General features: G+C 72.2%; 6 protein-coding genes. 3 read left to right on the forward strand and 3 right to left on the reverse strand.

Annotated elements, in window-relative coordinates; genetic code table 11:
* Nucleotides 1-44 precede the first annotated feature (44 nt).
* From E1266_RS31105 to E1266_RS31115, 3 genes are all read left to right on the forward strand, one after another.
* Nucleotides 45-2,078 carry a flotillin family protein gene (locus E1266_RS31105; RefSeq protein WP_132053140.1) on the forward strand — a complete coding sequence of 678 codons (2,034 nt, stop codon included), beginning with the start codon at nt 45-47 and terminating at the stop codon, nt 2,076-2,078.
* A gap of 103 nt (nt 2,079-2,181) precedes the next feature.
* The gene (locus E1266_RS31110) at nt 2,182-7,065 is read left to right on the forward strand and encodes a DNA repair ATPase (RefSeq protein ID WP_132053141.1); all 4,884 of its coding nucleotides are present in this window, start codon (nt 2,182-2,184) and stop codon (nt 7,063-7,065) included.
* Nucleotides 7,066-7,101: 36 nt separating this feature from the next.
* Nucleotides 7,102-7,827 carry a hypothetical protein gene (locus tag E1266_RS31115; protein WP_132053142.1) on the forward strand — a complete coding sequence of 242 codons (726 nt, stop codon included), beginning with the start codon at nt 7,102-7,104 and terminating at the stop codon, nt 7,825-7,827.
* A gap of 39 nt (nt 7,828-7,866) precedes the next feature.
* Here E1266_RS31115 and E1266_RS31120 read toward each other — a convergent pair whose 3' ends face one another.
* The 3 genes from E1266_RS31120 to E1266_RS31130 form a co-directional block, all read right to left on the reverse strand.
* Nucleotides 7,867-8,364 carry a pyridoxamine 5'-phosphate oxidase family protein gene (locus E1266_RS31120; protein WP_132053144.1) on the reverse strand — a complete coding sequence of 166 codons (498 nt, stop codon included), beginning with the start codon at nt 8,362-8,364 and terminating at the stop codon, nt 7,867-7,869.
* An 80-nt stretch (nt 8,365-8,444) separates the two neighbouring features.
* Nucleotides 8,445-8,870, reverse strand: coding sequence for a VOC family protein (locus E1266_RS31125; protein ID WP_207946020.1), 426 nt, complete (start codon nt 8,868-8,870; stop codon nt 8,445-8,447).
* 111 nt (nt 8,871-8,981) lie between these two features.
* The gene (locus E1266_RS31130; protein ID WP_132053148.1) at nt 8,982-9,608 is read right to left on the reverse strand and encodes a GAP family protein; all 627 of its coding nucleotides are present in this window, start codon (nt 9,606-9,608) and stop codon (nt 8,982-8,984) included.
* Between the last annotated feature and the right edge of the window lie 757 nt (nt 9,609-10,365).

Consider the following 10,365-nt stretch of genomic DNA (forward strand, 5'->3'; position numbering starts at 1 on the left):
ACCTGATCCCCGCGACCGCACTCCCCCGACAGACAGGGATTCCGATGGACGTCATCACCATGGGAGCCGGTGTGCTCCTGGCACTCGCCCTTCTCGTCACCCTCGGGCTCGTCCTGATGGTGAAGAAGCTCTTCCGCAAGGTCGACCAGGGCCGCGCGCTCATCATCTCCAAGTACAAGAAGGTGGACGTCACCTTCACCGGCGCGATCGTCCTGCCCGTTCTGCACAAGGCCGAGATGATGGACATCTCGGTGAAGACGATCGACATCGAGCGGACCGGCCGGGAAGGGCTGATCTGCAAGGACAACATCCGCGCCGACATCCGCATCACGTTCTTCGTCCGCGTGAACAAGACCGTCGAGGACGTGGTGAAGGTCGCGCAGGCCATCGGCACCGAGCGCGCCAGCAGCCAGGAGACGCTGCAGGAGCTGTTCGCGGCCAAGTTCTCCGAGGCGCTGAAGACCGTCGGCAAGCACCTCGACTTCGCCGACCTCTACACCCGCCGCAACGAGTTCCGCGACCACATCATCCAGGTCATCGGCACTGACCTGAACGGCTACAGCCTGGAGGACGCGGCGATCGACTACCTGGAGCAGACGCCGCTGCTGTCGCTCGACCGCTCGAACATCCTGGACGCCCAGGGCATCCGCAAGATCACCGAGCTGACCGCGATCGAGCACGTCCGCACCAACGAGCACGCCCGCCACGAGGAGAAGGAGATCACGCGCCAGAACGTCGAGGCGCGCGAGGCGATCCTGGAGCTGGAGCGCCGCCAGGCGGACGCCGAGCTGCGCCAGGAGCGCGAGGTCGAGACCGTCCGGGCGCGGGAGCAGGCGGAGATCGAGCGGGTGAAGGCCGAGGAGCGGCTGCGGGCGCAGACCGCGCACATCCGCACCGACGAGCAGCTCGGCGTGCAGCACGAGAACAAGGAGCGCGAGGTCTCGGTCGCCGCGAAGAACAAGGAGCGGGTGCTCGCGATCGAGAGCGAGCGGATCGAGAAGGACCGCCTGCTGGAGGTCATCGCCCGCGAGCGGGAGACGGAGCTGACCCGGATCTCCGCCGACAAGGAGGTCGAGGCGGAGAAGCGGGAGATCGCGAACGTCGTCCGGGAGCGGATCGCGGTCGAGCGGACGGTCGCCGAGCAGGAGGAGAACATCAAGCGCCTCCGGACGGTCGAGGAGGCCGAGCGCACCCGCCAGGCCGTCATCATCCAGGCGGAGGCCGAGGCGCAGGAGAACCTCGTCAAGGACATCAAGGCCGCCGAGGCCGCGGAGGCCGCCGCCGAGCACCGCGCCCGCGAGGAGCTGACGATGGCGCAGGCGCGGCAGGAGGCCGCCGAGCTGGACGCGCAGGCCAAGATCAGGCTGGCCGAGGGCCTGCGGGCCGAGGCCGCCGCGACCGGGCTGGCCGAGGTCCAGGTCCGTGAGAAGGACGCCGAGGCCATCGAGAAGGTCGGCCGGGCCGAGGCGGCCGTCGCGCGGGAGAAGGCGATGGCCGAGGCCGCCCGGATCCGCGAGGCGCTGAAGGCGGAGGCCGAGGGCCTCAACGAGAAGGCCGGCGCGATGGCCGCGCTGGACGAGGCGTCCCGCCAGCACGAGGAGTACCGGCTGCGGCTGGAGACGGAGAAGGACATCCGGCTCGCCGGGATCGACGTGCAGCGGCAGGTCGCCGAGGCGCAGGCGAGCGTCGTCGCGGCCGGGCTGGAGTCGGCCGACATCAACATCGTCGGCGGCGACAGCGTGTTCTTCGACCGGCTCGTCGGCTCCATCGCGCTCGGCAAGAGCGTGGACGGCTTCGTGCAGAACTCCGAGGTGGCGCGGTCCGTCGCCGGCCCCTGGCTGGACGGCTCGGGCAGCTTCACCGACGACATGGCCAGGCTGCTCGGCTCGGTCGACACCGGCGGCGTCCGCGACCTGACCCTGTCGGCGCTGCTGCTGCGCCTGATCAAGTCGGGCGGCCCCGAGGCGTCCGGGTTCCAGGACCTCCTGGACACCGCCCGCCGCCTGGGCGTGGCCGACGCGCCGCTGCGGCAGGCCAACGGGACCGAACTGACCACGGGCACGGCCGCGGGCAACTGACGCCGATGCCGGCGGGTCGCCGTCACAGGCCCCACGGGCGGCGGCCCGCCGCCCCGCCGGCGGGGGGACCACGGGTGCGGGAGAGAAGAGACGGGAGCGACGGGTGAGTGAGGACGTGCGGGAGGCCGCCGAGGCCGGGCGGGCGGAGCTGGACCACGGGACGTACGAGGTGCTGCGGGCGCGGCTCGCCGAGCACGCGGCGGAGCTGGCGCGGCGCGCGGAGGAGCTGAACGCGCGGCGGCTGGAGGTCTTCGGCGGGGCGGAGCTGCGGCTGGCCGGCACCGAGCAGATCCGGACGGCGCACAACTGCGTCCCGCGGGACGTGGTGGCGCTCGGCGGGGTGATGCTGTTCGGCTACAACGTCTTCCTCGGGCTGAAGCCTGAGACGACGGTCGACGACGTGTTCTCCCTGCACCGCTTCACGCGGGACGGGGACGGCATCTCGTTCGCCCCGACCGGGCCGGAGGCGGTGCCGGGCCTGCTGGACGACCCGCGGTTCCAGCGCGACTTCTCCGACATGTACCGGTACTACCGGCAGGCGCGGCTGCTCCAGCTCCGGCTGGTCGACGGCCGGCTGCTCGCGGTGTTCCAGACCGGCCCGCGGCTGTCCGACCTGCGGGTGCTGCGCTGGCGGACCGCGCCCGACGGCACCGTCGTCTACGAGGACAACCAGGGCGAACGGGACCACGCGTTCCCCGCCGCGCACGATGTCGACTGGGTCGAGACCACCCGCGACGACCACGTCCTCGGCCGGCACCCGCACGTCTCGATCGAGGGCGAGGTGTTCGTCGAGACGATCGGCGGCACGCTCACCGTCAAGATCGAGGACAACACCGACGACGGGACGGGCGTCCACTCCGAGCCGGTGGACGAGCCGCTCCAGTCCCTCGCCGACGCCGACATCCTGCACGCCCGGGTCGGCGCGCTGATCCTGCTCCGCATCCGCCCGTACAACGAGACGGCGTGGCGGCACCTGGTGTTCAACGTCCGCACCAAGGAGGTCGTGCGGCTCGACGGCATCGCGCAGGCGTGCCGGAGGCTGCCGGACGACCAGGGCATCATCTTCCCGGGCGGGTACTACCTGGACACCGGCGCCGCGAAGACGTTCGACACCGACGTCACCGGCCTGGAGTACGAGCGCGTCGTCCGCTCCCCCAACGGCGAGGACGTCCTCTACGTGTTCCACTCGCGGGAGGACGGGCGGTCGCTGCTGCTGCCGTACAACGTGATCCGCAAGCAGGTCACGACCCCGATCACCTGCCACGGGTACTCGCTGTTCGAGGACGGGACGCTCGCGGTGATGCGGGCGTTCTCCGAGGAGCCCGCCCGCGTCCACCCGATGCAGATCTGGCGGAGCCCGTTCGTCTCCGACGCGCACGCCGCCGCGCAGCCCGTGGGGACGGGCCCGCTGGAGCGCGTCGGTAACGCCGACCTGGTGCGCGGCATCTCCGAGTGCCTCTCGGTCACCCGCATGGTGGACGAGATGTCGCCGTCCGGCCGCGTGTTCGAGGCGCTGATCTCGGCGTGCACGCGCACGGCCGACCTGTACCACTGGCTCGCCGAGGACGACCTCGGGGACGTGGCCGCGCCGCTGGCCGACGTCCGCGCCACCGCGGGCCAGGTCCTGGACGAGTACGAGAAGGTCGGCGCGCTCACCGACCAGGCCGCCGCCGCGGCGACCGAGGCGGCCGAGGACATCGCGGCCCTGGTCCGGCGCTCCCGGGCCGAGCCGCCGGCGAGCGCCGACGGCTGGATCGGCCGGCTCGCCGAGTTCCGCCGCGCGCAGGGGCATCTGGAGACGCTGCGCGACGTCCGCTACATCGACCTCGCCCGGATCGACGAGCTGTCCGAGACCGTCCAGGCCGAGCTCCGGGACGCGGGCCAGGGCGCCGTCGAGTTCCTCCAGCGCGAGGACGCCTTCACCGGCTACCACGCCGAGGTGGAGCGGATCACGGAGGCGGCGCAGGCGATCGGGACCGCCGCCGAGGCCGTGCCGCTCGCCGACCTCCTCGACGCGCAGCACGAGGGCCTGGAGGTCGTCACCGGGGTCGTCGGCGACCTCGACCTGACCGACGCGACCGCGCGGACCGCGATCCTGGAGCGCGTGGGCGAGGTCCTCGGCGGCCTCAACCGGGCCCGCGCCGTCCTCGACGGCCGGCGCCGCGACCTCCTGGGGCGCGAGGGCCGCGCCGAGTTCGCCGCCGAGCTCGGCCTGCTCGACCAGTCCATCGCGGGCGCGCTCGCCGGGGCGGCCACGCCGGAGGGCTGCGACGAGCAGCTCGGCCGGCTGCTGCTCCGGCTGGAGACGCTGCAGGCCCGGTTCGGCGAGCTGGACGACTTCCTCGCCGAGCTGGAGACGAAGCGCACCGAGGTCTACGAGGCGTTCTCGTCCCGCAAGCAGACGCTGCTGGACGAGCGCGCCCGCCGCACCGACCGGCTCACCGGGTCGGCCGACCGCATCCTGTCCGGCGTCCGCCGCCGCGCCGCGGCCCTCGGGTCGCCGGACGAGGTCAACACCTACTTCGCCACCGACCCGATGGTGGCGCGGCTCCGCGGGATCGCCGACGAGCTGCGCGCGCTGGACGACGGCGTCCGCGCCGAGGAGCTGGAGGGCCGGGTCAAGGCGGCCCGCCAGGAGGCCGGCCGGGCGCTGCGCGACCGCCTCGACCTGTACGGCGACGACGGCGGGTCGATCCGGTTCGGGCGGCACCGGTTCGCGGTCAACACCCGCCCGATCGAGCTGACCCTCGTCCCGCACCGCGACACGGTGGCCTTCGCGATCACCGGGACCGACTACCGCGCGCCCGTCCGCGACGGCGGCTTCGCGGCGACCCGGCACCTGTGGAACCAGACGCTCGTCTCGGAGACCCCGGAGACCTACCGCGCCGAGTACCTGGCGACGTCGATCCTCGCGGACACCGACGCCGCGCGGCTGCGGCAGGCGGCGGAGGACGGCCGCCTCCTCACCCTCGTCCGGGAGGCGGCCGCCGACCGGTACGACGAGGGCTACGAGCGCGGCGTCCACGACCACGACGCCGCCCGCATCCTGGAGACGCTGCTGCGCCTGCGCTCCGAGGCGGGCCTGCTGCGCTACCCGTCCCCGGCCCGCGCCGCCGCCCAGCTGTTCTGGACGCACGGCGCCGACGAGGCCGGGCGCGCCGCCTGGACGACCCGCGCGCGGTCCCTCGTCCGGGCCCGCGAGGCGTTCGGCCGCACCGGCGCGCTGGCCGAGCTGACGGCCGAGCTGTCCGCCGCCGTCACCGCCTTCACCGAGCGCAGCGGCCTGTCCGCGCCGGACCCGCTCGCCGCCGAGTACCTGGTCGAGGAGCTGGCCGCGGCCCCCGACGGCTTCGTCATGAGCCAGGGAGCCCGCACGCTGCTCAAGGGCTTCGGGCAGGCGCTCGGGGAGGACGCGCTGGACGACGACCTGCGCGGCGCCGGGTCGCTGGCCGCCCAGCACCAGCTGGCGGAGGCGTGGCTCCGCTCCTACCTCGGGACCGGAGCGGACGGCGACGAGGCCGACGTCCCCGAGGCCGTGGCGACGCTGCTCTGCGCGTCCGCCCGCTACGACTCCCCCGCCGCGCTCACGGCGACGATCGACGACCTGCTCGGCGACCACCCCCGCATCGCCGACCGCCGCATCGACCTCCGCCTCGACGAGCTGCTCGCCCGCACGGAGCGGTTCCGCGCCGAGCGCGTACCGGCCTTCCGCGCCTACCAGCGGCAGCGGAACGACCTCATCACCACCGAGGAGAAGCGGCTCAACGTCTCAGCGCTCAAGCCCCGGACGATGAGCGCGTTCGTCCGCAACCGACTGGTGGACGAGGTGTACCTGCCGCTGATCGGCGACAACCTCGCCAAGCAGCTCGGCACCACCGGCGAGGGCAAGCGCACCGACCAGATGGGGATGCTGCTGCTCATCTCCCCGCCCGGCTACGGCAAGACGACCCTGATGGAGTACGTCGCCGAACGCCTGGGGCTGGCCCTGGTCAAGGTGGACGGCCCCGCCCTCGGCCACGACGTCACGTCCCTCGACCCCGCCCGGGCGCCCAACGCCACCGCCCGCCAGGAGGTCGAGAAGATCAACTTCGCCCTCGACATGGGCAACAACGTCCTGCTCTACCTGGACGACATCCAGCACACCTCGCCGGAGCTCCTGCAGAAGTTCATCCCGCTCTGCGACGCCCAGCGCCGGATCGAGGGCGTCAAGGACGGCGAGCCGCGCACCTACGACCTGCGCGGCAAGCGGTTCGCGGTGTGCATGGCCGGCAACCCGTACACCGAGTCGGGGCAGCGCTTCCGCATCCCGGACATGCTCGCCAACCGCGCCGACGTGTGGAACCTGGGCGACGTCCTGTCCGGCAAGGACGACCTGTTCGCGCTCAGCTACATCGAGAACGCCCTGACCTCGAACACCGTCCTCGCGCCGCTCACGAACCACGACCGCGCCGACATCGAGCTGCTGGTGCGGATGGCGTCCGGCGACCGGACCGTCCGGCCCGACCGCCTGTCCCACCCGTACTCCCAGGCCGAGCTGGACGAGATCCTCTCCGTCCTGGAGAAGCTGCTCCACGTGCAGCGGGTCGTCCTGACGGTCAACCGCGCCTACATCGCCTCGGCGGCCCGGGACGACTCCGCCCGCACCGAGCCGCCGTTCCGCCTGCAGGGCTCCTACCGCGACATGAACAAGCTCGCCGAGCGCGTCCTCCCGGTGATGAACGCCGCCGAGCTCGAAGCGGCCATCGACGACCACTACCGCGCCGAATCGCAGACGCTGACCTCGGACGCCGAGGCCAACATGCTCAAGCTCACCGAGCTGCGCGGCGCCCTGACCCCCGTCCAGCAGGCACGCTGGACGGAGATCAAGGACGCCTACCGGCGCGCCCAGACCCTCGCCGGCAACCAGGAGGACCCCTCGGTGGGCGCCCTCCTCCACCTGGCCGACAAACTGACCGCCATAGAAAAGGCGCTCCGGACCACCCGCTGACGGCACCGCCGAGATCCACCGACCGGGAACCACGACATGGCTCATCTCTCCCTCCGCGGCATCCTGAACAGCATCGTCATGACCGCGCTCAACCTGCTGGCCGGCCTCGGCCTGGTGGTGCTGGCCGCCGGGCTCCTGGCCGCGGAGGTCCCGGACGGAGACCGCGACCTGCGCGCCTACGAGTCGGCGGCACGCTGCCAGGCTCCGCCGCGCGCGCCCGCCGACTGCCGCTGGACGGCGGAGTTCACGGTGTCCGAGGTCCGCCTGACCTACAAGAGGGGCGAGTCGGACCGGGCCTACCTCACGGACGCGGACGGTGACAGGTGGAAGGCGTCCTTCGCGAACAGGGCCCCCGTGCTGAACACCCTGGACGAGGGCGACCGGGTCACCGGCACCATCTGGCGCGGCAGGCTGACCGAGGTCGCGGCGGAGGGCGCGTCGCAGCGGACGCACGCCGCCCCCGCCGACATGCGCACCCGGGTGCTGATCGGCGCGCTGATCCTCGTCCCCGGCGGCGTCCTCATGACGGCGGCGAGCACCTGGCGCCTGCTGCGGCTCCGGGCCCACCCCGAGCCGACCCCGGGCATGGTCGCCGCGCTCGGCCTGGCCTACGCGCTGTTCCTCGCCGGGCTCTTCTCACCGCTCCTGGTCAGTGCCGGCGGCGAGAACTTCTGGACAACACTGGCCGTCTGGGTCCCCATCGCCGCCGTCATGACCGCGGCGGCCCGCTTCGCCACCGTCCGGCAGCGCCGCATGCGGTAGGCGACGGGCTGAGCGGCCGGAGCCGCGCACCGGCGGTCGTCAGGTCTGGGCGCGCTCCTGCTGCCGCCGGATCAGCTCCTCGACCGCGGTCGGCAGCGTCGTCTCGAAGTCGATCAGCTTCACCCACGTCGGGGTCACGACGATCCGGACCATCGCCTCGTAGAGCGAGCGGACCCCGGCCTCCCACTCGACCCGCTGCTCGGGCGTCATCTCGTACGAGCCGTTCATCTGCAGGTACTCGTCCGGGATGCCCTCCACGAGGTCCAGCTCGGCCCGGCCCCGGATGAGCAGGATCTTCGGCGGGTGGACCTCGGTGTCGATGGTCAGCGCGACCATCGGGTTCGCGCGCAGGTGACTCAGCTTCGGCGCGTTCGTCGCCGTGCACATGACGAGCTCCGCGCCGTTCCAGGTGAAGCCGATCGGGACGTTGCGCGGCGTGTCGTCCTTGGCGACGTAGGCCAGGCGGGTCAGGTCGCGGGCCAGCAGCTCCCGGCTCAGCGGCCGGTTCAGGATCTCGTTGATCTCGTGCTGTTCCATGGTCGTTCCTCCGTCGTCCGGGCGGCCCCTCGCCGGCCGCCGTCATCCCTGGGACGAAGCCGTCCGCCGGTTCTCGACATCTAGCCGAGCTGCTCGGCCAGTCCGACGACGATCCCCTCGGGGCCGCGGACGAAGCAGAGCCGGTGGCCGTCCCCGTACCGCGCCACCTCGCCGACCAGCTCGGCGCCGTGCGCGCGCAGGCGGGCGACGAGGCCGTCCAGGTCCTCGACGGCGAACATGATGCGGCGCATCCCCAGCGTGTTCGCCGGCGCGTCCTGCGGCACACCGCCGATCGCCGAGGGGGTGCGGAACCTCGACAGCTCGACCCGCCCGTGCCCGTCCGGGGTCCGCATCATGACGATGTCGGTACGGACGCCGTCGAGGCCGAGCACCCGGTCGACCGCGTCCCCTTCGACGAATGCCTCACCCTCCCGCTCCATGCCGAGCTCGGCGAAGAACGCGGTGACGGCCTCAAGGTCGTCCACCACGATGAGGACGTTGTCCATCCGCAGCTTCGTCATGCCTTCCTCCCTCGTCACGCGGCCCTCACGGCCGCCGATGCACCTGGGACGACGCCGGCCCCGCGTTCTCGACACCGGACGGCCCCGTATTGCCGATCAGAGGATGAGCGCGATGAAGACCAGGCAGGAGATGATGTTGATCAGCCAGCTGTGGCTGTTCATCCACGCGCGGACGCCGGGCATGGCCCGCTCCGCGCGCCGGTGGAAGAGCAGCAGGAGCAGCAGCGGCAGTGCCGCGACGGCGACGGTCGCCCCGACGAAGGGCAGGACGCCGGCGAAGCCCACGTCGTGCTGTTCCATATGGGCTCCGACCGTCAGCATCACCACGATGTCCGATGGCATGAACAGGATGACCAGGAGGCCCGTCCTGAGCGCCCTGCGCGGGTCCGCCTCCATGAGCGCGCCCAGCCAGTGGGGCGGCTCGATCGTCGCCCGCCTGACGTAGTTCCGCAGGGCCATGAGGACCAGCAGCCCCACCAGGACGAGCTGGATGATCTTTCCGGCCGATCCTTGCCCGGAGGGCTCGCCCAGGGACACGCCGGCGCCCAGCAGGCCGAAGACGCCGCGGGTCACGGCGACCCCCGCCGTCACGGCTACGGCCACGCCGAGCAGGAACGCGAGGGAGACGCGCACCGGCCGCCCGGTGGTCACCAGGATGATCGCGGACATGATCTGCGGTCCCGCCATCATCGTGACGGCCAGCGGGAATATCTGAAGATCCAAGGCCCCTCCCCCGTGGCCGGGCGATTCCACGATAAAGGGGCAGGTGATCACCTACCCTCGGCCGCGCGCCTTCTTGACCACCGGCTTGTGCTTTCTGTGCATCCGACCGGTATCCGCTTGCCGCGGCCGCGCACGCGAGCGCGCAGAGGGCTCCGCCGACCTGCGGCGAACGCTTCGGGGCGCCGGGCGGCAATCACCGGGTGTAAGGCGATCCGGAAACGAGGAGGGCCTTGACGTCCTCCCCCGTCTGAAGGCGGGGGATTCCAACCCTTCGACCTACGTGAGGAGGACGAGTTGAGGTTCGCGGTGCACCGGCCCGGTAACCCGTGGCCCTTCCCGCGCTGCCACCGCATGCCCTGCGGCGGTTCGGATGTTGATGGCCGCATTGACGTCGGCGTTGGCCTGGTGCCCGCAGGCCACGCACGGACCGGGTCGGGGACCTGGGCGAACGCGACGTGCCAGCGGCCGGCGCGGTCACGGGTGACCCGGAACGACTTCACCCCGCCGGGCACCGGGCGGGACCAGCGCAACCGCACCCACCCCACCTTCGGGACCCGCACCTCACCGACCTTGCGGGACACCCGCCGCACATCCCACTGCCCGCCGCGCCGACCCACGATCCGGAATCCCTCGTGCCGCCCGGCCTTCCGCCATGCCGGCCGCCGGTGCGTCCCTGCGAAGAAGTTCACCATGGCCTGCGCGAAATCGCGCAATACCGACCGCCACCGACAAACCCCGGAGAGTCACCGTGCCCCAC

The organism is Actinomadura sp. 7K534, assembly GCF_004348575.1.
In the GTDB taxonomy this organism is placed as follows: Bacteria; Actinomycetota; Actinomycetes; order Streptosporangiales; family Streptosporangiaceae; genus Spirillospora; species Spirillospora livida.

Coding starts and splice junctions, on each gene's coding strand:
- E1266_RS31105 (WP_132053140.1), top strand. CDS start 45: ATGGACGTCATCACCATGGGAGCCGGTGTGCTCCTGGCACTCGCCCTT.
- E1266_RS31115 (WP_132053142.1), top strand. CDS start 7,102: ATGGCTCATCTCTCCCTCCGCGGCATCCTGAACAGCATCGTCATGACC.
- E1266_RS31120 (WP_132053144.1), bottom strand. CDS start 8,364: ATGGAACAGCACGAGATCAACGAGATCCTGAACCGGCCGCTGAGCCGG.
- E1266_RS31125 (WP_207946020.1), bottom strand. CDS start 8,870: ATGGACAACGTCCTCATCGTGGTGGACGACCTTGAGGCCGTCACCGCG.